This is a genomic window from Alcanivorax sp. S6407 (assembly GCF_023016115.1).
In the GTDB taxonomy this organism is placed as follows: domain Bacteria; phylum Pseudomonadota; class Gammaproteobacteria; order Pseudomonadales; family Alcanivoracaceae; genus Alcanivorax.
The window spans coordinates 1-25,430 of record NZ_JALKBH010000013.1 but is presented as its reverse complement, the minus strand read 5'-3'; the positions used below and the strand labels follow the sequence as shown (position 1 = coordinate 25,430).

The window sequence follows — 25,430 nt, the reverse complement described above, 5'->3', positions numbered from 1 at the left end:
TGTTGGGGTCCTGGGGATTTTCCGTCTTAAAAAGACATAATCCTCTACAGCCCCCGTGGCTCCTGGCCTCCAGCGGGGTATTAACTTCCTCCTAGCCCTTAACTTGTCCCTTTCGGTTATTATGCTGAGCTTTTTAGGCATCAGATATGGCATATACCGAAAGGCTCCAGATCCTCATTGACTCAGAAATCAATGATTTGTACAGCCCTCCCAGTTTCACCCTCGAAGAACGTCGATTTTACTTTACTCTGAATGAGATGGAAGCCCGTGTCGCCAACGCTATCCGTAGCCGGGCTCACCGCTGTTTCTTTGTCGCTCTGTTGGGTTACTTCAAGTCCAGGCCTGTGGTTCTGAGTCCGAGTTTTGGCGATGTCGAAGAGGATTTGCGGTTTATCGCCAAAGAACAGTTGCCTGGTCCCGGTATCAGGCGCTTCTCATTGGATCAAAAGCAAAAGGATCGCCTATACCAGAAAATATTTGATCTCCTCAATTATCAAAAATGGCGGGATAGACAGGATCGAGGTTCCTTAATCACTCACTTACAGCAAACAGCTAAGTCGTGGGTTGAACCCCGGTATTTGTTCGATGCAACCACCGAGTATTTATCACTGCGTCGTATTGCAATTCCCAAATACACGGTGATGCAGACCGTGGTAAGCCAGGCGATGAAACAGGAACGAGAGCGTATTACTGCTTCGCTGCAAAACCAGTTATCAGGGAGGTTGTCGACTGAGCTCGCAAACTTGGTGGACGGAAAAGGGGCATTACCTCTGTCTAAATTGAGGTTGTCTGCCAAGAGCTTTACTCCCCCGGAATTGGAAAAGGAGCTCAAGGTGAACCGATTAATCGAGCCTTGGATGAGTGAAGTTAACACCGTGGTTAAAGCCTTATCGCTCTCAATAAAAAACCAACAGCACTTTGCTTCGATGGTTGATTATTATGGGAGCAAACTCAAGCGCTTTGACCGATCTACGCAGCAGCTCTATTTACTGTGCTATCTACAGGAGCGTGCCGAGCAAAATAGTGAGCGTCTGGCCGACGGTTTTGTCTACCACATTCGGAAAGTCCATGAGCAGGCCAAAGTGTACGCGAAAGAGGCAGCCTACCGGGACTGGGAAGGCGCTGCTGCCAATATCAGCAAGGCTGCGGAATTGCTCCATCTTTTTATTGATAACTCCATCGATGAAAAACAGCCTTTTGGTGCTGTAAAACGGGAGGCTCAAAAGCTGCTTAAATGTCGGGATATCGAGTCATTGTGCCTGTATCTTAACAAGCAAAAACGCGCACTTGATGATTATTACTGGGAATACTATGACCAACAAAAGCCGCTGTTAGAGAAGGTGCTACGGCCAATCTTCCAGTGTCTAGCCTTCCAGGCTACTGAGAACACACAGGCCCTGGCTACACAGCTAGCCGTCACTAAGGGCGAGTTAGCCACTGGTGCTATTCTCCAAACCATGAACCGACGGCTAATTCAGCCCAAACAGAAGGCATACCTTATTGATCAGGAGAACAACGTCCTACCGGATCGTTTTGAGTGGCTCCTATATCTGCAGATTCCCAGCAAGCTGAATGGACAGCTCTATCTCCCGACCGTCATTAAGTTCCGTTCTCTCCAGGATGATTTGGTCAGCAATGAGCGCTGGAAAGGCAAAAAGACGCTGATCCAACAATCCATGTTGCCTCGCCTGACGGCGAAACCCAGCAAACTAATCGAGACTTTATCCTGTGATCTCAACGATAAACTACAACAGGTCAGTCGGCGCATCGAAAACGGTGACAACCAAAACGTTATCCTGCGCAATCGCACCGGTAAAACAAAGTGGCGGCTGCCCTCAACCGGTGTTAAAAGTATGCTGAACAACCCGTTCTTTGACCAGATAAAACCGATTAATATTACCGATGTACTGCGCTACGTGGATCAGGAGACTGGCTTTCTGGACAACTTTGAACATGTACTACCTGTCCAGTCGAAAGGCCGTGCGAATGTTAATGATCTGTTGGCCGTTATTATTGGTAACGGCACTAATTACGGGCTGTACGGCATGGCCAATATCTCCGACCGGGCGTATGACCAACTAAAAGGTATCCAAGCCAATTACCTGCGGCCGGAGACGCTAAATAATGCCAATGATGTAATCAACAACTCGGTCGCCAGGCTGGCCATCTTTAAACACTACAATATCCAGGAAGACCTCATCCATGCCAGTGCCGATGGGCAAAAGTTCGAGAGCCGGTTGGAGACTTTTAAAACCCGGTACTCCTCAAAATACTTTGGTACTAACAAAGGCGTCTCGGCCATCACTTTGATAGCCAATCACGCAGCGCTAAACGCCAAGGTGATTGGCTCCAACGAACATGAATCCCACTACATCTTTGATTTGTTGCAAAGCAATACATCAGAGATACAACCCGATGTATTATCGACCGATACCCATGGGGTTAATCATGTAAATTTTGCCTTGTTGGATCTGTTTGGCTACACCTTTGCCCCCAGATATGCCCAGTTCGGCAAGGTCATTGAAGAGATGTTCAAAGTCAGTGAAAACAAAGACCAGGGCGTAACACTGAGTTTAAAAAAGCCGATTAAAACAGACCTCATCATTGAGCACTGGGATACCATCCAGCGTATTGCCATCTCGCTTCAGGAGAAAAGTACCACACAAGCGATTCTGGTTCGCAAGTTATCTGGTTACAGCAAAAGCCACCCGTTATTACAGGCCCTGACTGAGTACAACCGTATGATCAAGGCCATGTACTTACTGGACTATATCGACGATGCTAGTCTCCGGGGATATGTACAGCGAGCACTGAATCGAGGCGAGGCCTACCACCAATTACGCCGTGCTATCGCATCGGTTAATGGTAACCGATTCCGAGGTTCGTCAGATTATGAAATCAGCTTGTGGAATGAATGCGCGAGGTTGCTCACCAACGCCATTATTTACTTCAACTCAATGATACTGACCCGTTTACTGAGGCACTTCGAGGGCATTGGCGATGAAGAAAAGCTGGGGATTACAAAGCAGGTGTCGCCGGTGGCTTGGCACAACATTAATCTGAATGGGACTTATAGCTTCGACTTTGAACAAAACCTGATCGATATCGAGGAAATAATGCGGCCGATTACCGAAACTGGAGGAAATGTCTAAGTTAATACCCCTCTGGAGACCAGGAACCACGGGGGCTGTGTAGTATTATGTCTTTTTAAGACGGAAAATCCCCAGGACCCCTGGTTCTGGAGACCACAATCAGGTCGAATTTCTGCTCTGGGGTCAGCTCGAGGAAGGGATCGTTATAAATCTCTACTCGCGGGACAAGATCCTCCCACGTGATTTGTCGTATCGGCTCGGCGGCAACAGCCTGGGCAATGCTGGTGACCGAGAGCAAAACAAGTGGCAACAGCAGCGTTTTGACGATAGCCATCTTACGAAACACCTCGTTTGAATTCTGAATGTCAAAGCCAGTTTCTTTTCGCAACAAGCGAATTGGTGTAGCTGCGGCGAAACGGAAGTTCCGTCCGCAGCACGCCTTTAATGCCTCTCTTGCCTCGTTTCTTGAAGCTTTCCACGCTACTTATAGTACTTACACAACAAACGCTGCATTTTCGTCGAGAGGGTAGACAGGGTACTTTAACTGGGTGTGCTCGAAGAGAGTAATATCGCGACTAGTGGTTCCGGGCACATCAGCGATCAACAGCTTGTCGGTGAAGTTTTCATAGAACGCTCGAAAGTGCATCCCACTTTTGACCCCTATGACGTCATATTCCTGAATGATGACGCCATGCGGCCGTCCCTGCGTATCATCATAGGTTTGACAGAGTCCCGAAATCACAATGACATCCACCGTATTCTCCGCTTCGATGATCAGCCTGGCAGTAGGGCCAAGTTGGAATGGTCCGTTGAAAGCGGTCCCTCCACGAACGATCTCGTTCCCATCAGAAATGGACTTGACATAGGCTTTGGTCTTGATGGGTTCCCCCGCCAATTTCTCAAATTTGCCACCGAGGCTCACATTGATTGTTGCTCCAACGCCGGCAGCGACTGCAGCCTTTGCGGTCTCCGGATCGTGGATGGACATGAAAGCGACTTTCCCCAGGCCTTTGGTTTCCATAAGGGCCTTCAGCAGGTGGGTGCCACCACCTCCGGCTCCGCCCCCGGGATTATCCGCAGCGTCCCCAATCACAATCGGAGTATGGTCGATGATATCGCCTTTCGTCGGCAATCTACGAACATAGTGGCCGTCCTTCTCGAGCATGGCCAGCACAGTGCTCATCGTTTTTTCTAAAGGCTCCAATGGGAGGATGGACTCCTTTCGGTGATCCCATATCCACTTTGCCAGTTCGTCCACCAGTTCTTCGGCCAACTTGAGATTATTTTCGGTCGTGACCATGGGAAACACGCCACAAAAGTTACTGTCCTGATATGGGAAACCGTGCATAACAGAACAGTTGAGTACACCAGGCCGCTTTTCTATTTCAATGCACTTTTCTTTCAGACGATTTGCAAAGGTGCCCTTCTCCTCGGTATTGCTCATCCCCATCATCAGGGGCACTTTGCGATAGGCGGGGGTGGGATGCGATTCTCCTGCCAGAATAGCAGCGCCACGATACATCGCATCGCGTGCACCCGCGTTCATATCCATATGAGGATATTGTTTGCAGGCACTGAAGAAATTCATGTTGTCCACCATTTTATCGGTGATCTTGCCATGCAGATCGCCCGACCAGACGATCATCGTGTCCTTTCCGACCAGACCTCTGACCGACTCCGCCAAGTCTCCTTCAAGATCGTGCGTGCTATTCACCATACCGGCACCATGAACAGACAGGTAGACGATGTCCATGGGCAACTGCGTTTTCAGCGTGTCCAAGATGTCCTTCTTCGCATCTGCCCAAGCTTGATCATTCACCGTGCTAAAGCACCAGTCTATGTAATACATGACACCGGGAAGCAGCTCCCAACCCTCTTCCTCGCAGACATCCACGGCTCCACCAATGGCAGTCCCTTTTATCTGCTGCTTGATCTGATCGCCGCGGAAAACGCGCATTCTGTCGAGGGTGGTTTCGCCCATGCCTTCGGTGAGGTAGGTGTTGGTTTCATGGAAAAAGCCAACATAGGAAACTCTTAATTTTTTTGAGTTTGCCATTTTTCCCTCACTCTTTCCCGGAAATGCAAGTAAAGACGCTGATGCTGCAGCAACGCCCGTAGAACCGGCTAACTTAATAAAGTTCCTACGTTCCATAAGCTTTGATTCCTAAAACACTTTTAATTTAAAGTGTTTTTGTAGATCTTACCGTCTTTCATGATCAGCGCGAGATTCTTTTCAGGGTCATGGAAGAGTGCGAGGTCTTCCAGCGGATTACCGTTCACCAAAAGAATATCGGCTAATGCACCTTCCTCGATCACGCCAAGCCTGCCCGGATAGGGATTACGCGGACCACTCAAGTACAAGATCTCGGCGTTCCCGGCCGTCGCCTGGTTGAGGATTTCGGCAGCCGTGAACCATTTCAATCGATTGGTCAGTTCATAGGACTGTTCTTTTTTCTGTTCGGCGTTGTCGACAAAATCGCTACCGATTGTGATTTTGGCTTTATACTTTTTGGCCAACTTCATCATATTGTCTAGGCCTTCTTTAGCCTGTCTTTGTCGATTCTTACTGCCTTCACTCCAGTTGTCCGGTGGGTCTGATAGAAATACGCCCGTCTGCGTATTCAAGAAAGCGCCCTTTTTCACAAGCAGCTTCATCGTTTCTTCGGTCATGAGGTTGCCATGATCGATTGCCATCGCACCAGCCTCCAACGCCACGCGCGTGCCCTTGTCGTTGTAGCTGTGGACAGCGAGGTACGTATTCCATCGCTTGGCCTCTTCCGCGGCCGCCTTGATCTCCTCGAACGAGTACTCACCTATGTCAAGCGGATCGTACATGCCGCTCACCGCCCCGCTTGTGAACATCTTAAGAAACGCTGCGCCCTGGCGCATTTGAAGACGCGCGGCGCTCAGCACCTCGGGCACGCCATCGGCGATCACGGTACCCCCGTTGTACTCGCCCTCGGTCCATGCCGGGCCGCCCAACTGACGCGGTCGCTGTGTCGGCGGCCTCAGATCGCCATGCCCTGCGGTCATGCCGATTCCTGCGCCGGAGGCCCAGATGCGTGGTCCGGGGAAGTAACCTTCATCGATGGCCTTCTTGGCGCCCAAAACCTGCCCCCCGGTGTCGCGCACACTGGTAAAGCCGCGCATCAAGGTGTTCTTCGCTTCAGCCAGGGTTCGCGCCGCAACGTAATCAGGCAGCTGGTTGAACATGACCAAAAAATTCATGTTCAACGACAGATGAACGTGGGCATCGATCAACCCGGGCATCAGCGTGCGTCCCTTACCATCGATGACGCGACCACCCGCCACCGCAAGGGGCTCCGTCGAGACCGAAGTGATCTTGTTGCCCGTCACCACAACATTGGCGTTCTTGATCAGATCTGCATTGACCCCGTCAAAGACGTTCACATCGGTGAACAAGATTGGACCGGAGGGTTCTTGAGCAATCGCCGGCAGAGCGAAGCTCACGGCGACGACAAGGGCCGCAGTCAACTTCTTAGGTAATAGTTTCCGCATTTGATTCGTCCTGTTGTCGACGCAGTGGGTTCGGCGGAGAGTTCGATCTGCGCTATGCAGGATCGCCCCTCCACCGAATCCCTGGACCCGGTTATTCGTCGAATACCGATCCGGAAAGGTCGAACTCGTCAACCGCCCCGTCGCCGCGAATAAAGATCCGGTGGTTGAATCGAACGTAGTTGAGCTCGCCAGAAGGGTCTTTCAGCAATTCACCAAGCGATCCCTTATTCGGGCCTTCGGTGATGATAAAATAGCCATCGGCCGTGTTGGCCACATTGGCAGGCGCGGGATCCGCTCCCTTGGTCAACGCGGAGAACTGGACAAACACATATTTGTCGCCGTCTTTGCGGATCTCGATGTTTTGGGAATTACCCTTGAAGACGCCGACGAAGGGGTCGAGCACAGACGGATCAACGCCCGCTGCGACCGGAGACTTGGCCTCGATTTTCGTGAAGGCTTTGACCATTGCGTTTGCAACTTTTTTGTAGGCCTCGACTCCTCGATCGCTGTGGACCAAAACCACCACGGCAAAGTCGCGGTCCGGGATCAGCTGCAGAAAAGAACGCGTGCCGGGCCAATTCCCCCCGTGGCTGGGGCTGGTCACCCCGTCGTAGTCATGGATGAACCATGTTAGCCCGGTAAAGTCGCCAGCCTCAGCCTCGACTGCCGGAGCATGGGCATAGTCCAGTGCTTTTTTAGACAACAGTTGCTTGCCGGAGGCGTCCTTACCGTCCAGCTGAAAGCGGGCGTATTTCAGCATGTCGGTAACCGTAGACCGGAGTGCGCCGGAGGCTGCGGACTCTCTAATCAACGGAATGTAGTAAGGCTTTAGATCACTGATGCTGCCTTCCCCGTAGATCGGCGGATGACCCCATGCGTAATTTTTAGCCGGAGGGGTGGCGTCGTAATTAAAGGACGACGCACTCATGCCCAGCGGAGCTAACAGGTTATCTTCGATCAGGGTCTCGATCGGCTTTCCGCCGACATGCGAAACCACATGGGTAGCGAAGGTGATACTGGTGTTGTTGTACATCCAGGTTTGATCGAACGGATAGATCTGCTCCACGTAAGCCGCCTGGAGCATGACCTTCTCGGATATCGATCCACCCGGAGGCACAGGCAAGAACCCATGGTCGCCATACCAGCCAGCGCGATGGTGGAACAGGTCAACGACCCGCGCTTTCGACGTCGCGTCGGGATCCGAAACCCTCCACCATGGCAGAATGTCGACAACACGCGCGTTTAAATCCAGTTTGCCCTGTTCGGACAGCTGCATGGCCACCGTCGAAAGGAAGGTTTTTGTCACAGAGCCAATTTGGAATTGTGTATCGGGGGTTACGGCCTCGTCGGTGCCTACCTTGGTGACACCGAGTCCGGTGCTGTAGGAGTTGGGCCCATGGATGACACCGACGGCAAGCCCCGGGATATTCATTTCCTTGATCATTTCAGCAGTGTCGGCGATAACCGCATCGAATGTCGCTTGCCCTTGCTCCTTTGACATGACCGGTTGGTTTTGATCTGCACATGCCGGTTGCATTGCAAATAGCGACGAAATTGCCACGGTAATTAATAGTTTCCTTTTACTTTTAATAACTTGTTTCATCTTTTTTCTCTCTTAAGTATTACGCGTTGCTTTAAACATGGTTGTTCCTGGAGCACTCTGTCTTCGTCATGCAAAATCTCAGCGCCAGAGCCTACGCTCCCTGAATTTTTCTCGTTTACTGTTTCGCCCTTTTTACAACCAGGAAATAGTCGAACAGCGAGCGCGCGATTTCAGCAATTGCTCGGTCCCTGTCCGGCTCGGGTGTTGCACTGCTTTTAGTGAACACTGCAACGGCAAACCGACGCCCGTCGGGGAGCGTGATATAACCAACGTCATTTGCCACTCCCCCTATGGTTCCGGTCTTGTTTGCCACCGGCGTTCCCCTGGGCAGCAGCCCCTTGAGCCGACTAGCTCCAGTGCGTGTGCGCGACATGACACCGAGCAGGAAGTCGCGACTATTGGGGCTCACCGCTGTGCCACTGTCGATGGCAAGCAGGAGTTTCAGCATCGCATGGGGCGTTGCCTGGTCGCGCGGGTCCGCCTCGAAGTCCAGATTACGGTCACCCTGGATCTTCAAGAGCTCCGGCCGGGCTCTGAAGGCATCTGTGGCAAGTTTTTGCGTGGCCGGCCCCGGCAAACCATAGAACTCCCCGATGATCTCGCCAGTCGTCCGATCAACCCTGAAATCGGTTATCCCAAGCCTGCGCAGATATTTGGTCACGGCCGCGGGTCCACCGGCCAGCCCCATCGAGATGTCGGTCGCCGTGTTGTCGCTCTCTGTGATCATCACCTCGATCAGGTTCGCGATCGACAACTGGAGCCCAGGGTGAACGAATGTGCCATTAAGCGCAGCGTCCCCGATCATCATCATATCGAGTGTGACATCGACCATCTGGTCGAGCCGCAGCTCCCCCCTGTCCACGCGATCCAGCACGGCAGCGGCGATCGCGACCTTGTAGGTGCTGGCCATGGCGAAGGTTTCATCGCCATTAAACGCGATGATGTCCTTGCCGCCGATTTCCTGCGCCGCAAAACCGATGCGCCCGGCAAGCTTTGTCGCGACCTGTTCGATCGCCGCTCCGACGGACGGTGGTGCTTCCTTTGTTTTGGCGTATGCCGGACCAAAGGTAGCCACCGCAGAAACTGCAATAGCCATGATAAAGTGACGTAATTTCATATTCGATTTCTCCTTGATAATTACGAGTTGTGATAGTTACGAGTTGTCGGTGTGCCAACGCCCACCGCCGGTGGTAACAGGATTCGCGGACGCACCATTAACGCCATCCCTGCCCGACACCTCCTGTTGATCAATGGTGTTGGCGTAGAGCGTCCAGCCGCTGAGCATGCGTGCCTCACCATCGAGGATGAATATCCTATCATCGCTGGCTTTGACACTGAGCCGACCTGAGACGCGGACCGGCACATAGAGCGACTGCCCCTTAGGGTCATCGAGCAATTTTACCCGCACCAGTTGGTTAGGCGGAGGGGGTGGCAGGTGACTGCACATGCCCACCTGGGGGACCAGATAGCCGAAGTAGCTACCATCGGCCGCCTGCGGCGCGGGGATCAGATAGCCCGAGAGCACAACCTCTGCTCCATCCAGAACGGGGTTCGTAGCCATACGCGCGTTCTGGCGCTTTTTGGCAACGTTCCAGCGCTGGGCTAAGAGTGCATCGACATCCTGGCCGTTGATTTCCAGCATGTCCCTCGCCACGTTGCGCCGCTCGTTTAGCTGGGCGCGCTCATCTTCAGCAAGGCCATTTTGCGAGAGCTTCTCATCCAGCTCCACCAAGATCTTCAACTCGTTCAACAAATGAGGCCCCATGTCTTTGTAGGGATCGTCGAAGACGACGGCCAAAGGATCCACAAGGTCTGAAAACTCGATCGCCTCGGGTTTTGCAGATGCTTGTGTCGCTGCCAACATGGCCGTCACGAAGACGGAGGCCAAGAGCCGCATTTTCGCGCCTCGTTCTTTAAGCGTCACGATCACTTCCCGCCGTCCTTAGGGAAGGCGCCCGTGAAGTTATCTGGCATACCGGTCGAGAATTCGGCATTCCACCCCTCTAACGATATCGGCTGGAAGCGCGGTTTGGCTTCAGGTTCAAACCGGATCGGCTGACCAACAAAAACGGGAAGAACTTTATCGTCTCGAAGCGCAACCTGACCGTTAACGAGCACCGCTTTCATGCCGGTCGACGGGGCAGCGCCCTGTGAGTAAGTTGAATTGTCGGTAAAACGTTTGGGGTCGAACACCACGATATCAGCAACCATGCCTTTCTGGATGCGACCACGTTCTTGCATTGCTTTCAAACCCGTATCGCCCAGATGCTTGGCCGCGTTGTAGCTGAGGATTGAAATCAGCTGCATCATCGGGATGTTATGCTCACGACCAAGGCGGATTGTCGCGCCTCGGGTACCAGCCGCGCGGGGGTGCATGTTGCCGATCTTCTCCAGCGGGATATCCCACGGGCCGAAGTACGGTTCGGCGCCAAGCGCGTCGCTGGCCACGGTCACGCCTTTCAGCGTCAGCCACTTCGGCGTATCTTCGGCGGGCATCTTGAACACCACGATCGGCTTGGTCGGATTGGAAGCTGTGTCAGCCTTGAATGTCTCCAAGGTGTAGAACTTACCCGTGACCGGATCCTGCACGGTATCCTCATAGCGGTTGCCCATCTGCTCGACCCAACTGTCCGGCTGCAGGAATGAGGCATTCACCGTGGTGGAGCCCGCGGCGTAGGGATAAACTTCACCCCAAATGTTGAATCCCTGAGTCTGAAGCCGCGAGATCGTTTCATGCGCAAGCCGCCAGCCGGGGTTGTTGAAGTGAAGGACGATCGCTGGGGCTCCTAGCGCTATAGCATTGGCGATGAGTTCCTGCGCACCATTGTTCTCTGTTGTGTCATTGCCAAGCGTATAGCGTGTATGTGCGCCAGTCGGGCGGCCATAGCGTGCGCCAACCTTCTGCACCTCGAACATCTCACGAGAAGATACGCCCTCTCTCATATAGCCCACGGTGCTGCCGATCCCCGGCGCCCCCGCCTGCAGCCCCTTGTCCAGCTCTTCAAGAATCGCGTTGCCCTGTTCCAGATTTGGGCGCGTCACGCTCCAGCCCGATTTCTTCCGTGCTTCAAGAGCGGCAATGGGACCTCTCATGTAGATCTCGTCGCTCAGTCTCCCGTCGAGCACCAGCGAGCGGGCGAGCTCGTGGCTGACCGCGCAGCCATAGTTGCCCTGGGTCACGCCGGCGCGCGCTTCATACCAAGCGGCAATAAATGATCCCGCACAGCCCGCCTCGAAATCTATGGCGCTGGTCATGCCGTCGCGCAACCCGACCCGGTAGCCAATAGGCGTCTGCCAATGGAAATGAGTGTCGATGAAGCCCGGCGCCACGATATGACCGGAGGCATCGATTGTCTTGGCACCCTTCAGCGGCTTTTTGCTGATTTCGGCAATACGGCCATCTTTGATCCCGACATTGGCGAAGTCGTCATACAAGGTTTCAGGGTCCATGACCCGGCCGTTGTTGATCACGACGTCATATTTTTGTGCCAAGGCCGGCATAGCACCCATGACACTCATTAAGAGTGTACCGATTAGTAGATGTCTTTGCTTTTTCATTGCTACCTCCATTTTGAATTTGGTTTTCAGTGGCGGAATTCGTGGGGGCGAACCACGCACCATCGCTCAGGCCCCACTTGTCCTCGCATTACGACTGGTCAGGGTCAAATGTCCTGGGTTCGATTGAAATCTGGTCCAGCCGGCCCTTTTCCATCACCGGGAAACGAATTGGCTTGCCCGGAAAGACCTTTTGCACTACGGAATCTTTCACTACCACGACGCCGTTCACCAGTACGTAGGGAATGCCGGTTGAAGGCAGCGCGCCCTTGCCTGGCTCATAAGAACTGTTGTCTGTGACCGTATCCGGGTTGAAGACGACGATGTCGGCATCCATACCTTCTTGCATACGTCCTTTGGTTTTAAAGTGAGGTATGCCACCCAATTCGTCAAAATATTTAGCATGCAGGTAGCTCATCTTTGAAATGGCTTCCATCAAAGGCATGATCTTTTCTTCGCGCACCATACGCAATACTTTGGCCCGGGTACCTGCGCTGCGCGGGTGAACTGACTTGCCTTCATAGGGGGAGTCCCAAGGGTAGTAGTTGAGCTTTTCATCCTGGATAGCCATACCGTCAGAGACGATGACCACTCCTGGCTGAGCCAACCATTTAGCGATGGCTTCAGGTGGGTTGTTGTAGATCACAATCGCCCTGCCGGGATCATTCTTGCGAACGTCCTCATACATCGCTTTATCCCAACGGGTGCCATCGAGATTCGCAACGTCTGAATAGGTAATCCCCATTTGAGCCATGCCTGCTTCCGTAAGCATATCGGCAGAAGCAATGGTAGAACCGGCAGCATAGGGGTAAACCTCACCCCATACCTTGGCGCCTCTTTTTTCTCGTGCGTCGTTAATCATAGGAATGGTGTATTCCCAGTCCATGTTGCTGTTCAGGTGTGAAGCCATGAACGGCGCATCCAAAACCATGGCATTGGCTAGCATTTCCTGAACACCCAGCTGCCCCTCATTGGGTGGACGAACACCAGCAAAGCGTACATGACCATTGGTAACCCGGCCGTATTTTGCCGCCAACTCCTGGTATTTATACAATTCGTATTGGGTAACACCCGTGGTCATATAACCGACGGGAACGCCCACGCCCAAGGCGCCTTGGCGAAGGCCTTCGTCGACATAGCTCATAATCCGGGTCATCTGCTCTTTATTGGGCAAGGTGGACGACCAGCCCGGCTTGCGCCCCTCTTTCTGAGCCTTTGCGGCTGCGGCACCTACCACACCACGGAACAGCTCGCCCATGTCATTACCCATAGCCGCAATTTCAGGACCGTCCAAAACCGATACACGAGCAAGCGTTGCGAGCACGACCATGCCGTAGTTGCTCTGGGTTTTGCCCTCGGCTTCTGCATACCATTTAGCGATATCGCCGGCACCTGACTCGAAATCCATCTGGGTAGTCAAGCCATCCCGCAAATTAACCTTGCGACTAAACTGATCTGTGGCGTGCTGGTGCCCCTCGATAAAGCCCGGCGCAACAACGTGTCCCTTGGCGTTGATGGTTTCTTTGCCCTTGATTGCGTCCTTGGTAATGGCAACAATCTTGCCGTCTTTTATCCCAACGTTGCGCACACCATCAAAGTTGGTCTCTGGGTCCATAACCCGACCGTTGTTGATCACGACATCGTAATCAGCAGCCATTGCCGGCATAGCGCCCATGACACTCATTAAGAGAATACCGATCAGAAGATGTCTTTGCTTTTTCATTTAACTCTCCACTGTTACTTTGGTATCTCTCACTTGCCGCCGTCCTTGGGAAAAGCGCCCGTGAAGTCCCTGGGCATCCCGGTCGAGAATTCGGCATTCCATGCCTCTACCGAAATCGGCACGAAGCGTGGCTTGGCTTCGGGTTCAAAGCGGATCGGTTGACCGGCGAAAACAGGAAGCAGCACGTCGTCACGCACGGTCATCTGACCGTTGACGAGCACCGCTTTCATGCCCGTTGAAGGGATAGCGCCCTTCTCGTAGGTTGAATTGTCGGTGAAGCGTTCGGGGTCAAACACCACGATATCAGCGACCATACCTTTCTGGATGCGGCCGCGTTCTTGCATCGCCTTCAAGCCGGTATCGCCCAGATGCTTGGCAGCGTTGTAGCTAAGGATCGACATCAGCTGCATCATCGGGATGTTGTGTTCCCGACCAAGCCGAATCGTAGCCCCACGGGAGCCTGCCGTGCGGGGGTGGGTACCGCCGAGTTTGTCCATCGGGTAATCCCACGGGGCGTCGTACGGCATAGCACCAACGCCATCGCTGGCCATGGTCACGCCCTTGAGCATGAGCCATTTTGCTTGGTCTTCGGCGGGCATCTTGAACACGACGACCGGCCTGGTCGGTTCAGAGGCGACAGTGGCTTTGTAGGTTTCCAGGGTATAGTACTTGTTCGTGACCGGATCCAGAATGGAATCTTCATAGCGATTGCCCAGGTCATCGACCCAGCTCTTGGGCTCCAGAAACTCCGCATTGATCGTCGTGGAACCCGCGGCGTAGGGATAGATTTCACCCCAGATGTTGAAACCCCTTTCCTGTAACCTTGTAATCAATTCGTGCGTCACTCGCCAGCCCGGGTTGTTGAAGTGCAGGACGATCGCAGGCGCGCCGAGCGCTATTGCGTTTGCGATAAGTTCCTGCGCGCCGTTAACCTCGGTCGTGTCGTTGCCCAGCGTATAGCGTGTATGCGAGCCAGTCGGGCGGCCATAGCGTGCGCCAACCTTCTGCACCTCGAACATCTCGCGGGAAGAGATGCCCGCTCGCATATAGCCCGTGGTGCTGCCAATGCCCGGCGCGCCCGCCTGCAGGCCCTTGTCCAGCTCCTCGAGAATCGCGTTACCCTGTTCCAGGGTCGGGCGCGTCACGCTCCAGCCCGTTTTCGCCCGGGTTGTATAAGCGGCTACGGGGCCATTTATCAAATATTCGGCGCCATCCGACCCGTCGAGCACCATCGCACGTGCGAACTCGTGGCTCACCGCGCAGCCATAGTTGGCTTGTGTCTTGCCTTCGCGTGCCTTATACCAGGCGGCGACATAGGATCCCGCACACCCCATTTCGAAATCCATGCTGCTGGTCAATCCGTCGCGCAACCCGAGGGAATAGCCGATAGGCATTTGAAAGTGGAAATGGGTGTCGATAAAGCCTGGCGCCACAATATGGCCTGCGGCATCGATCGTCTTGGCACCCTTCAGCGGCCTTTTGCTGATTTCGGCAATACGGCCATCTTTGATACCGACATTGGCAATGTCGTCAAACAAGGTTTCAGGGTCCATGACCCGGCCGTTTTTGATCACGACATCGTAATCAGCAGCCATTGCCGGCATTACCAACGCCAGGGTTGGTATTAGTACGCTCAAGACCATCGTTAGTAGTTTCAACTCCATTCTCCTTTCTAAGGGCAAAAATGATTTGCGCATTCAATACTGATTCATGGTTCGGGAAGTCTCATTGGCGGCAAGGATTTAGCGCAAGGTCCCGAACAAACATTTCTAAACAGCTGTGTCTTTTCGCTTTCCTTCTTTTCAGTAGTTGGCCCCTGCTATTTCTTGCTCCACGGCAGGGCGACTACCGGGGTTACGGTGAAACGTACCTGCCAATCCGGTCCGAAAGCATCCGCCTGCTCGACGTATTGCCAGAATTGGACGCCGAACTTCCAAGGCCGGCCACCCATGATTGTAGTCTTGGATACACCAACACCAAGCGGAACCGTCCAGGCCTGTCCACTAGCCGTCTTGTGGTTGTAGGAAAAGGTTGGTGACGAACTGATTTGCCAGCCATTGCCGAGGTTGAACGTGTAGAAATATTGGCCGCCGGTGATGCTCGTTGAAAAACTGTCCTCGCCAGCGACGTCCCACTGATGCGAGACAAGCAATCCGACCACACCCCAGTCGGAAACCTTTCCAAAACCGACCTCAGGGCCCAGCAACCACTGATCCAGCCCCAGTGCATCGTCTGTTGCCGTGGGCAAGGTACCCACAGCACCACCGACCACGACATAGCCACCTGGAAGACTTTTGCCCACTGCGGCATCAAACGAAATATCGCCAAGTTCGACGCCTTTATTCTCGAATCCGCCGATGACGGGCACGTCTTGACTAATCACTATCGGCACTGCCGGCCGCAGGAAAAAGTTGACATCCTTGCTGATTGGATAAGGCAGGGCCGGTTGAAAAGTGAGGCGAGTTGAGCTCTGATCAGATGCACCCGGCAGGTCGCCTTTGTACGTTACGTAGTCGAGATTGAAGCCCAATGACCCAAGCACACTGTTCGGATTTGCCAACTCCCTGGCAATCTCTTCGGCTGTCGCAGCCAGCTCTTCTTCTGCCTGCTCTTCTTGAGCGAGAGCGGATACACTTAAAGCAGAGAAGACCACGATGGTGATCAGGTGGATAAAATTGGCTTTCACTTGCATATGTTGCTCCTGCGCCTTTGAAATGTTGATTTCGGTTTCAATTATTTTCCGCCGTCCTTAGAGAAGGCACCCGTGAAGTCACTTGGCATCCCAGTCGAGAATTCGGCATTCCATGCCTCTACCGAGATCGGCACGAAACGTGGCTTGGCTTCGGGTTCAAACCGGATCGGTTGACCGGCAAACACCGGAAGCACTTTGTCGTCACGTAGTGCCACCTGGCCGTTGACAATCACAGCCTTCATGCCTGTCGACGGGACGGCACCTTTCTCGTAGGTCGAATTGTCGGTGAAGCGTTCGGGGTCAAAGACCACGATATCGGCGACCATGCCGGTCTGGATACGGCCGCGCTCCTGCATCGCTTTCAGGCCCGTATCGCCCAGATGCTTGGCCGCGTTGTAGCTGAGGATCGACATTAGATGCATCATCGGGATGTTGTGTTCCCGACCGAGCCGGATCGTCGCGCCTCGAGTGCCAGCCGCGCGTGGGTGGGCATTGCCGAGCTGGTCCAGCGGAATATCCCACGGGCCGAAGTGCGGTTCGACCGGAGGCGCGTCGCTGGCCACGGTGACGCCCTTGAGCGTCAGCCACTTTGGCGGATCGTCGGCGGGCATCTTGAATACGACGATCGGTTTGGTTGGATTGGAAGCGGTGTCGGCCTTGAATGTCTCCAGGGTGTAGAAGTCGCCCGTGACCGGGTCCTGCACGGTATCTTCGTAGCGGTTGCCCAACTGCTCAACCCAGCTCTCCGGCTGCAGGAACGAGGCAGTCAAAGTGGTGGACCCGGCAGCGTAGGGATAGATTTCACCCCAGATGTTGTGGCCCCTTTCCTGCAGCCTTGAAATCAATTCGTGTGTCACGCGCCAGCCAGGGTTGTTGAAGTGCAGGACGATAGCAGGCGCGCCGAGCGCTATTGCGTTTGCGATGATTTCCTGCGCGCCGTTCACCTCGGTCGTGTCGGTGCCCAGCGTATAGCGTGTATGCGCACCAGTCAGGCGGCCATAGCGTGCCCCGACCTTCTGCACCTCGAACATCTCGCGAGAAGAGACGCCCTCTCTCATGTAGCCCACGGTGCTGCCGATGCCCGGCGCGCCTGCCTGCAGACCCTTGTCAATCTCTTCAAGAATCGCATTACCCTGTTCCAGAGTCGGGCGCGTCACGCTCCAACCCGATTTCTTCCGGGTTTCCAGCCCGGCAATGGGACCGTCTATCAGGAAATCGCCCGTTGACCCGTCGAGTACCATCGCTCGGGCCAATTCGTGGCTGACCGTGCAGCCATAGTTGGCCTGGGTCACACCGGCACGCGCCTCGTACCAGGCGGCGAGATAAGATCCCGCACAACCCATCTCGACATCCATGCTGGTGGTCAAACCGTCGCGCAAGCCGACCCGGTAGCCAATGGGCGTCTGCCAAAGGAAATGGGTGTCGATGAAGCCCGGCGCCACGATATGGCCTGAGGCATCGATCGTCTTGGCACCCTTCAGCGGCTTTTTGCTGATTTCGGCAATACGGCCATCCTTGATACCGACATTGGCAATGTCGTCAAACAGGGTCTCCGGGTCCAGGACCCGGCCGTTGTTGATCGCGACGTCGTAGGTTTCGGCGAAAACTGAGAATGATACGGCGCTGGCCAACACACCCAGGAAGGTTGGGAATGTCAGTTTTGTGCGGGTTTTGATTTTTATACCGCCATGCAATTTCACCGATCTCTCCAATGCTAATGTGTGTATGTTCTTACCATTGTTGATATAGCGACATGGATTCATGATGATGTAGATCAAAAACACCCGCATTATTCAACGTGAGCGTTGCCACCTTGATGCAACGCTCCGACTCTGCGCAACTCAGCAAAGCCTGAGCGGATGTTGCTGCTGAGTCACGACGGTATACCGTCTTCCCCTCCTTGATTGTTTCCATGACTTTGATTTTGTCTATCGTCATGGGATCTCCCTCCAGCGGGCTGCGATCAAGCACCACGAAATCTGCCAACTTGCCAACCTCGATAGACCCCTTTCTCTTTTCTTCGAAAGATTGCCAGGCTGACCACAATGTCTGTGTTTTTAATGCCACTAAGGGTGACACTCGATGCTGTAATCCCAGCACCTGCCCACTACGTGTGACGCGATTAACGGTAGCATGCATCACACGCATCGGATCTGGCATGGCAACGGGTGCATCGTGATGGGAGGTGAAGATCATGTCGCGCTGCATCGCCCAACCGAGTGGCGAAATATTTGCTGCGCGCTCCGGGCCAAGCACCGAATCACGGTGCCAGTCACCCCAGTAAAAGGTATGCATTGGGAAAAACGAGGGGATAATGCCAAGATCATGAAACGCCTGTACCTGATCTTCGCGTGCGGTCTGGGCGTGGATGGCCACCGGACGTCGATCAGCCTTGCCCTGCGTTGATTCGGCCAGGCGGACTGCCGCTATGTACTGATCAATGGCGGCATCGCCATTCACGTGAGCCAATACTTGCCAGCCATTCTTGAACGCCTTATCTACAAAACCATTTACCTGCTCATCAGTGAAGGCAGCATAGCCATGGTAACCAGGCTTTTGGCCATCTGGTGCCTTGAAATAGGGCTGAGTAAGCCAGGCCGTCTTGCCCTGTGGTGAGCCGTCCAATGTAAGCTTAATTCCGCCGATGCGAAAATGCTGTTTATAACTCCGCGACAACCAGGAAGAATCCATTGCTGCAGCCGCCAACGAAACATCCGGGTAGGCCACAACATCAATATCCAATTTACCGCTGGTCGCCAGGGCTTCCATAGTGGCTAAAGAGTCGAGCGTTGCTTTGCCTTCCTGCGCTGTGGTGTAGCCAAAGCTTTTGTACAAACTAACGCCCGCAGCGAAAAGCGATTGATTGGCATCCGGGCCCAGCTTGCCCAACAAACCAAATAAAGGACCAAAGAAGGCATTCTCTTCCAGCACTCCCGTCGGTTCCTGGCTTCCCTTCCTGCGCCGGATATTGCCCCCGGGAGGGTTCTTGCTATTGGCATCAATGCCAACCAGCTGCAATGCTTTGCTGTTCATGACCCCCAGGTGGCCAGACTGGTGAATGATGACCACCGGCAAATCCATTGAGATCTTATCAAGGTCATCGCGTGTGGGGTGCTGCTGCTCTTTAAGCTGAGCATCGTCATAGCCAAAGCCAATGATCCAACCATACTTGCCGGTGATTTTCTCGTTCTGCTCAGACCACGCCCTGAGCGTGGTCAGCAATGCAGCGAAGTCATTCACCTGGCCATCGGGCGCCGGTAGCAGGTTAGCCGAGACTGCCTGAATGCCGGTACTAAAAACGTGACCATGCGGATCGATGAAACCGGGAAGCATCACCTTGCCCCCTAGGTCGACCAGTTTTGTCTGGGCACCCTTAAGTAGCATGACTTCATCACGATAGCCCACAGCGATGATTTTACCGGCACGGACAGCGACCGCTTCTGCTGTCGGCTGAAGCTCATTCACCGTAACAATTTTACCGCCAGTATAAATTACATCAGCAACGGGTGATGCCGCTTGGCAGATTGCAGAAAATAAAAGTGCAAGCACGCTGATTGAAACGCGTCTACAAGTTAGGCTGAACAATTGCATACTCACTCCCCTGCACCAATTTCCTGTGCAGCTATACCAATGCGGCCAACAAGACCCTGTAAAATCCTCTCAAGTTTCTGAGCAACATCCTGATGATTATTCGCGCCAGCAAATGCCGATTGGCTTGCAAGAAATGACGTGGCTAGTGCGACAAAAAATAGTGCGATATTTCTTGTCATAGTGTGCCTCCTTTGAATTGTTACGCTTAGCTAACTAACCCGATGTATAACGACCATTTTTGAGACGTTCCTGCATACCTCTTGGCCAAATGCGCGGAACGCATTTCCGCACTATCATTACATCAAATCACTAAAGAGTGTGATTGTAGTTTCACCCGTCTTTCATGAGCAGCTAGTACTTTGCCGTCCGGAAGCTTTCAGAATGAGGTTTCTGAAATTATATGCCACATCCGTGAGCAAGGAGCTGATTTTCAGAGCATTTTTCCGGATCCCGACAAAATTTCACGTTAGAAATATTTTAATCTGCAATAGGACCGTACCGATTGAGATCAAGCAAGCCCCCCCTCACAGGGTCTGATGCTAGCAAATACTGCTGAAACCAATCGAACGTCTCCCAAAAACGGGCGTCAGTGCGTCGAACGCCATACTTAAGCAGTCGCCGTTCATCCTCAGCGGAACCGCTGTAATGCGAAAGCAGCTGGAGAAAATCTGGCACATCGTTTTCGGTGATATCGATAAAGAAATTGGGATACGACCCTATTAAACCCGGCACAAAATTCAAACTGTCTTTGGCCGGATTGAGTCGCTTATCTTCACTAAGCAAAAACCCAACATTATCGTGCCATCGGTTTGCGATCAGTGTTAACACAACATCTCTGCCAGAGTTCATCCGCACGCGCATGTGAGCCAAGTTGGCGCCGTAATCATTGACCAATGCCACAAAGGGTGTGCCGGGGCGCGACAACGCTCGCAGCGCTCTAAGATAATCGTTATCAGTTTGATAGGTTGTAGGCACGACTGGGAATTCGTCATCCGCGCGAGCGTAATTCACCGAATCAAAACGAATACCAGTTTCTGCTAACAGATGCTGATCGACGATGTGTTCAACAAATTCGCGCTTGGGGTCTTCACTGGCAAACTTAATTTTTGCTGGCATTGGTGAGGGGTAATATCCCTTATCCTCCAGATCGAGACCAATATTCCAGGATTGCATTAAATCCAAACGATGATCGGCAGGAAGAAAATCCAGAAAATAGCTCTCCCCCTCAACTCGCAGTGCGTCCATATAAAGCCGGTCAGATAATTGATGCCCTGCATTTCCATATATATCGAAACCAGCTACTAAAGAATAATAAATTCTTTCAAACAGCGGATAGTCAATCACCCAGAGTGTTTTAGGTAAGTCGCCCAATGCTCCTTTATGCACCGAAGCACTGTCAAAATGACGATAGATGGTCAGCAATGGGGCATCAGCAGCGCGACTGCCTTTCCATATCGCGTCGTATCCTAAACCCTTATAATTGTTCGCCGCGTAGTAATCCTGACGCGTGCGGTAATAAGCTTGCTCGGCATCAAGGTGCTTGTTTCTAATCGCGGAAAACAGACCGTAATCGCTGCCCGTTTCGGTAGGCATGCGTAATTTTTCACTGAGCAACTTCAGGAACCCTGGGTTCTGTACACTCTGATCAGCATCGGGATCGAGGAACATAACCCAGAAATGATCATCAATCACATTGAGCGCAATTTGGCCCTTGCACACGGGGCCGTGAATAAACGTCATGATCGTATAGTGGGAATTATCAAGGAGAAACTGATAGCGACTCCGCGGCGGAATCTGTTCGAAGGTAATAAAGGGATTTGCACTCGCTACAGGTTCATAGCCAACCCGATGCGGAGTTTGCAACCACTCAGGCTCAATAAACAGCTCCTGAACCCGTTGAAACATAGACTGATCAAATTCAACCACCATATGGTTTTTTTGAACAATCGTAGAGTGCACTTTTCGGAATCGATAGAAAAATGCATCGATACCGGGATCATCGTATGGCCGCACACTGGGAATCAAATCGATAGGCGCACCTGGCGCAGTACGAGAGCGAACCAGTTCATAAAAGGTAGTACTTGATGGTTCGAAATTGATATGTGCTAAGAATAGATGCTCATACAAGTAACGTGCTGTTACTGCGTGCTTGGCATTGTCTTGATTTAAAAAACGTTCCCACTGATTGATCGCACCGATATCTGCGGGATTGGGCGCTTCTAATGCTTTCTGCTGTTCTGCACTGGGGCCATTGGCACCTTGAGCTAACCAACCGGCAATCAGGTCGTACTCCTGCTGCTTCAACGCAGGGAGTCCGTATGGCATGCCATTGAGTGGCTTATCTCCCAAATAATCAGCCAGTCCTTCGCGATCAATCGCACAGGTCAGTTTATCGGTTTCCGGGGAATAAAGACCAACTGCGTGCGGGTTTTTCATTTTCTGTGAAAGCATATGCAACATCAGGGAATCATTGAAACCGCCGCTAACTGTACTTTCAATAACGCTAAAGAACTCTTTCCTACGCCATTCATCGGTCGACTGGGCATCAATAAATAGCCGGGTTGGTTCCATAGGTTTCAACCGACCCGCATTATAAATTGCATTTTGGGTTACACCTCGATCCAACCCCTCAAACGAATCTAACTTGAGCTGGCATGCGGCGTTATAGCAGGAATGACAAACTGTACAGCGTTTTTCCAACAGTGGCTGAATCTCAGTTTGATAATCGATGGGGCGCACCGGTGTAGTTACGGCGATCGGCAGTAGCTTTTGTGACGCACAGCCAATTATGATCAGCGACAGTGGCATTGCCATCAAATATTTAGTTATTTTCATGCGTAATCTTCTTCGCCAAAAATAAGAAACCGAGACTTGTAATCAAAGCACCAATTCAGCCAGCCATATGTGGGCCATCGCATATCAATATAGTTGTTACGCCTCAGCAAGAGCACTTTCAGCTCGGTTCAATTAGTTTGTTCTTGACGGATATACAAGGTCACTTGACCAGGCCTTAACTTTAGAGCCTGTCTGTCAAAATAAAACCCACACCAATCCTATTCACATACTGATCGTAGTCGATCATGCTTTCGCCATAACCTGAAAAATACTGAACATAACCCTTCAAATAGGGGTATTCCCACAAGGGAGAACTCCAAGACAACTGCACAGCGCCCCGCTTAAACTCAGATTCAATATTGTTTCTTAGCATGGCACTAAATACATGGCTGTTATGTTTGTAGGCAGCATAGAATTCTGCATGGCCTAAGTAGTCAGTGATATCAGGGTTGTCGTCATCACTACTGCTTTCTGGCAAGCGGTACCAGGGTTTAAATGCCAAGGCGAAATTCCCGCGATCAAAAATAAAACTGGCGTAAACACGATTCCAGCTTCTCGATAGTGTGCCGCCCTGGCCGTTTGACTGATGGACAATGCCAAGCATATTGGCGGAATTATTCAGCCCCAATAGTTGGCGATCGGAACGGAACTGCGCCCACACTTCAGGCTCGTGATTGGTCTCTCGAAACGGTGATGAAATCGACGAGTTGTAATACTGCCAGAAGGATCGATTGGTATAGGCGGCATACAAATCAAATGTATCGAATACACTGAGCAGTAATGGTGTTTTTACACTGATCTGAAATTGCGCCTCGGTATCATCAAGTTCAATCGAATCGTTACTGTATTGAGCGCGAAATAAATCGGGGTTGTAATGATGGGAGTTATAAGCGCCCAATAAAATATAATTAGGCTTATGAGACATCAGCGTGTAAGGCTCAAGCACGTGCTCGCTATCTTGCCTGAACCGCTCAGATGTTACCGCAACTTCCTTGCTGCCTCCGTTAAAGCTTCCTCCATGAATCATTTTTTGGCATAGCAATCTCAACTCGCCGACGGTCATAGCGTCATTTTTCGGACCTATCATTGAACTTATACAGTCAGACAGGTCGTCAGCCATAACGGGAGGTATAAAAGCAGACATGCATACCCAGCAAAACATTACGGCCATATGGCGGATATATTTTTGCTTTTTTGTTGAACAGGAAGCTTTTTCCATGTCGTTTGGACCTCCAGCATCCTATTTCGTGGAAGATTTTGCTTTTGAAGCGGCGCAACCCTGTTGACTGCAACCACTCAACAGCGTCGTGCAATACCCTATATCGGAAACTCGCATCGCACTTGTATTATCGAGTTCAATGCGAGTACTCAAGTGCAGTCTCAGAAGTTATAAAGCGCACCTATTGAGAAAGCATTCACCGACATATCATAAAAGTCGATGTTGCTGTCTTCTCCGCCTGTGCTCGCTACCGCTCTGGCACGCCAGTTTTTCATACCAAAGGGCTCCACATACGTCATCGTAATCGACCCCCCCAGACGATCAACCTCTTCCTTCTTTGCAAAGATAGGATTATAGGTATCACTTTCCATTTTTCCTGCTAATAAATTAACCAGGAACTCAACTTTGCTTAACCCGAGATACGCATAGCTTAATTTTGCGGAATAACCATCCATTGCCATTGCATCACCGTCAAGATCATGATCAATCCAAACAATACCAGGCTGGATAACATGATGAGGTGACGGTATCCATGTGTACGACACTTCTAATTTATTAATATCGCCCTCACGGTAAAGAAGTTGACGCTGTGACTCAGTTAATCCATTTGTTTGGCCGCTGCGCTCATCTTCCAGTTCAATGCTTCGTGTAGTGAGGGTCAAATCAAGATCGGATTCGAAAATATGCTCCCATCCGAGCCGCACGCCGAACCCAGTTCGATCTGTGCTGCTTCGATCTACATTAGTTAAATAGGGATCTTTCCACACTTTCAAAGGGATTGATGCCAGAAGACTCGCACGAACAATACCGAGGGAGCCTATGCCTTGTCTTACCCCAAATCCCAGCGCGCCATCTTGAGTCAAGAAATCCTCAAGCTCGACCCCCGCAAACAGTTGAGTTCGCGGCCCAGCAAACGTATAAGTGACATTAAACGCAGGTGCCACGCCGACGTATTCTTTATCGTCAGCTCCGCCCTGTAGTGAATCAATTCGCTTGTCGGAAACTTCAGTGCCACCGACTTCCGCAACCATATTCGTTTGCAAGGAACTGTACCCTGCGCCTACAAAGACAAACCCTTTCGTCCCACTTTCTTTGCCGATGCGATCCACTGCAACTGCGTGGGATGAAAGGCACAATATACTAATACCCGCTAAAACTATTCGTTTCATTTTAAATTGCCCGTATGGATTTTGGTTATGACTTAACAATTAACGATTTTTGATTTTATAGCGCCTCAAATATAAATAGAACTTTTTAAGGGTTTTATTAATCTAAGCGCAAAAAGAGATAAAGCCTGCCACACATATTTATTACGGAAAGACGATAAGCAAACCCCTAAACAGCGCACACTTGAACACTATCGCGCATGCCAATGCGCTAATTCATCACAACCCTTTCGCCCAAGAGTCGATAAAGTTATTCACCACCGGGGTGACGTTGAAGCCAATCATCCAGTCGGGGCCAAATGCGTCACCTTGGGGTCCTGGGGATTTTCCGTCTTAAAAAGACATAATACTACACAGCCCCCGTGGTTCCTGGTCTCCAGAGGGGTATTAACTTAGACATTTCCTCCAGTTTCGGTAATCGGCCGCATTATTTCC

At 52.0% G+C, this 25,430-nt stretch carries 17 protein-coding genes; 1 reads left to right on the top strand and 16 read right to left on the bottom strand.

From position 1 onward, the window contains the following. The first annotated feature begins 146 nt into the window (after positions 1-146). On the top strand, positions 147-3,152 hold the full coding sequence (locus tag MWU49_RS17285; protein ID WP_008246811.1) for a Tn3 family transposase: 3,006 nt from the start codon (positions 147-149) through the stop codon (positions 3,150-3,152). Between the two features lie 55 nt (positions 3,153-3,207). Here the strand turns inward: MWU49_RS17285 and MWU49_RS17280 are convergent, their stop codons facing one another. The 16 genes from MWU49_RS17280 to MWU49_RS17205 all read right to left on the bottom strand — a co-directional run bounded on the left by MWU49_RS17280 (position 3,208) and on the right by MWU49_RS17205 (position 24,938). Beyond that, entirely contained in the window at positions 3,208-3,426 is a 219-nt protein-coding gene (locus MWU49_RS17280; protein ID WP_246974866.1) for a hypothetical protein, read from the bottom strand. Between the two features lie 159 nt (positions 3,427-3,585). Beyond that, positions 3,586-5,244: a M81 family metallopeptidase gene (locus MWU49_RS17275; protein ID WP_246974863.1), complete on the bottom strand. Its 1,659-nt coding sequence runs from the start codon at positions 5,242-5,244 to the stop codon at positions 3,586-3,588. Positions 5,245-5,267: 23 nt separating this feature from the next. Further along, positions 5,268-6,611 carry an amidohydrolase family protein gene (locus MWU49_RS17270; RefSeq protein WP_246974861.1) on the bottom strand — a complete coding sequence of 448 codons (1,344 nt, stop codon included), beginning with the start codon at positions 6,609-6,611 and terminating at the stop codon, positions 5,268-5,270. Between the two features lie 91 nt (positions 6,612-6,702). Beyond that, positions 6,703-8,214 carry a serine hydrolase domain-containing protein gene (locus MWU49_RS17265; protein ID WP_246974858.1) on the bottom strand — a complete coding sequence of 504 codons (1,512 nt, stop codon included), beginning with the start codon at positions 8,212-8,214 and terminating at the stop codon, positions 6,703-6,705. A 115-nt stretch (positions 8,215-8,329) separates the two neighbouring features. Beyond that, the gene (bla, locus tag MWU49_RS17260) at positions 8,330-9,331 is read right to left on the bottom strand and encodes a class A beta-lactamase (protein ID WP_246974855.1); all 1,002 of its coding nucleotides are present in this window, start codon (positions 9,329-9,331) and stop codon (positions 8,330-8,332) included. Between the two features lie 36 nt (positions 9,332-9,367). Further along, complete coding sequence (locus tag MWU49_RS17880; protein WP_246974852.1) at positions 9,368-10,138, bottom strand: DUF3299 domain-containing protein; 771 nt, start codon at positions 10,136-10,138, stop codon at positions 9,368-9,370. Between the two features lie 2 nt (positions 10,139-10,140). Then, positions 10,141-11,772 (bottom strand): hypothetical protein, encoded by a 1,632-nt coding sequence (locus MWU49_RS17250; RefSeq protein WP_246974850.1) that lies wholly within the window; start codon positions 11,770-11,772, stop codon positions 10,141-10,143. Positions 11,773-11,860: 88 nt separating this feature from the next. Continuing rightward, positions 11,861-13,492, bottom strand: coding sequence for an amidohydrolase family protein (locus tag MWU49_RS17245; protein WP_246974847.1), 1,632 nt, complete (start codon positions 13,490-13,492; stop codon positions 11,861-11,863). 29 nt (positions 13,493-13,521) lie between these two features. Continuing rightward, the gene (locus tag MWU49_RS17240) at positions 13,522-15,189 is read right to left on the bottom strand and encodes a hypothetical protein (protein ID WP_246974844.1); all 1,668 of its coding nucleotides are present in this window, start codon (positions 15,187-15,189) and stop codon (positions 13,522-13,524) included. Between the two features lie 122 nt (positions 15,190-15,311). Further along, positions 15,312-16,184, bottom strand: a complete 873-nt coding sequence (locus MWU49_RS17235; RefSeq protein WP_246974841.1) for a hypothetical protein — start codon at positions 16,182-16,184, stop codon at positions 15,312-15,314. Positions 16,185-16,225: 41 nt separating this feature from the next. Continuing rightward, on the bottom strand, positions 16,226-17,962 hold the full coding sequence (locus MWU49_RS17230) for a hypothetical protein (RefSeq protein WP_246974839.1): 1,737 nt from the start codon (positions 17,960-17,962) through the stop codon (positions 16,226-16,228). Continuing rightward, positions 17,916-19,775 carry an amidohydrolase gene (locus MWU49_RS17225; protein WP_246974836.1) on the bottom strand — a complete coding sequence of 620 codons (1,860 nt, stop codon included), beginning with the start codon at positions 19,773-19,775 and terminating at the stop codon, positions 17,916-17,918. Before MWU49_RS17225 ends, MWU49_RS17230 begins: the two co-directional genes overlap by 47 nt. Positions 19,776-19,777: 2 nt before the next feature. After that, positions 19,778-19,954 (bottom strand): hypothetical protein, encoded by a 177-nt coding sequence (locus MWU49_RS17220; RefSeq protein ID WP_246974833.1) that lies wholly within the window; start codon positions 19,952-19,954, stop codon positions 19,778-19,780. A 298-nt stretch (positions 19,955-20,252) separates the two neighbouring features. Continuing rightward, a complete protein-coding gene (locus MWU49_RS17215) occupies positions 20,253-22,610 on the bottom strand; it encodes a fatty acid cis/trans isomerase (protein ID WP_246974830.1) in 2,358 nt (785 codons plus the stop codon). A gap of 181 nt (positions 22,611-22,791) precedes the next feature. Then, the gene (locus tag MWU49_RS17210; RefSeq protein ID WP_246974826.1) at positions 22,792-23,829 is read right to left on the bottom strand and encodes a phospholipase A; all 1,038 of its coding nucleotides are present in this window, start codon (positions 23,827-23,829) and stop codon (positions 22,792-22,794) included. A 161-nt stretch (positions 23,830-23,990) separates the two neighbouring features. Continuing rightward, a complete protein-coding gene (locus MWU49_RS17205; protein ID WP_246974823.1) occupies positions 23,991-24,938 on the bottom strand; it encodes a DUF2860 family protein in 948 nt (315 codons plus the stop codon). Positions 24,939-25,430 lie beyond the last annotated feature (492 nt).

What these genes read in the sequence shown, in the direction of transcription:
- MWU49_RS17285 (WP_008246811.1), top strand. Translation starts at nt 147, where the DNA reads ATGGCATATACCGAAAGGCTCCAGATCCTCATTGACTCAGAAATCAAT.
- MWU49_RS17280 (WP_246974866.1), bottom strand. Translation starts at nt 3,426, where the DNA reads ATGGCTATCGTCAAAACGCTGCTGTTGCCACTTGTTTTGCTCTCGGTC.
- MWU49_RS17275 (WP_246974863.1), bottom strand. Translation starts at nt 5,244, where the DNA reads ATGGAACGTAGGAACTTTATTAAGTTAGCCGGTTCTACGGGCGTTGCT.
- MWU49_RS17270 (WP_246974861.1), bottom strand. Translation starts at nt 6,611, where the DNA reads ATGCGGAAACTATTACCTAAGAAGTTGACTGCGGCCCTTGTCGTCGCC.
- MWU49_RS17265 (WP_246974858.1), bottom strand. Translation starts at nt 8,214, where the DNA reads ATGAAACAAGTTATTAAAAGTAAAAGGAAACTATTAATTACCGTGGCA.
- bla (WP_246974855.1), bottom strand. Translation starts at nt 9,331, where the DNA reads ATGAAATTACGTCACTTTATCATGGCTATTGCAGTTTCTGCGGTGGCT.
- MWU49_RS17250 (WP_246974850.1), bottom strand. Translation starts at nt 11,772, where the DNA reads ATGAAAAAGCAAAGACATCTACTAATCGGTACACTCTTAATGAGTGTC.
- MWU49_RS17245 (WP_246974847.1), bottom strand. Translation starts at nt 13,492, where the DNA reads ATGAAAAAGCAAAGACATCTTCTGATCGGTATTCTCTTAATGAGTGTC.
- MWU49_RS17240 (WP_246974844.1), bottom strand. Translation starts at nt 15,189, where the DNA reads ATGCGCAAATCATTTTTGCCCTTAGAAAGGAGAATGGAGTTGAAACTA.
- MWU49_RS17235 (WP_246974841.1), bottom strand. Translation starts at nt 16,184, where the DNA reads ATGCAAGTGAAAGCCAATTTTATCCACCTGATCACCATCGTGGTCTTC.
- MWU49_RS17225 (WP_246974836.1), bottom strand. Translation starts at nt 19,775, where the DNA reads ATGCAATTGTTCAGCCTAACTTGTAGACGCGTTTCAATCAGCGTGCTT.
- MWU49_RS17220 (WP_246974833.1), bottom strand. Translation starts at nt 19,954, where the DNA reads ATGACAAGAAATATCGCACTATTTTTTGTCGCACTAGCCACGTCATTT.
- MWU49_RS17215 (WP_246974830.1), bottom strand. Translation starts at nt 22,610, where the DNA reads ATGAAAATAACTAAATATTTGATGGCAATGCCACTGTCGCTGATCATA.
- MWU49_RS17210 (WP_246974826.1), bottom strand. Translation starts at nt 23,829, where the DNA reads ATGGAAAAAGCTTCCTGTTCAACAAAAAAGCAAAAATATATCCGCCAT.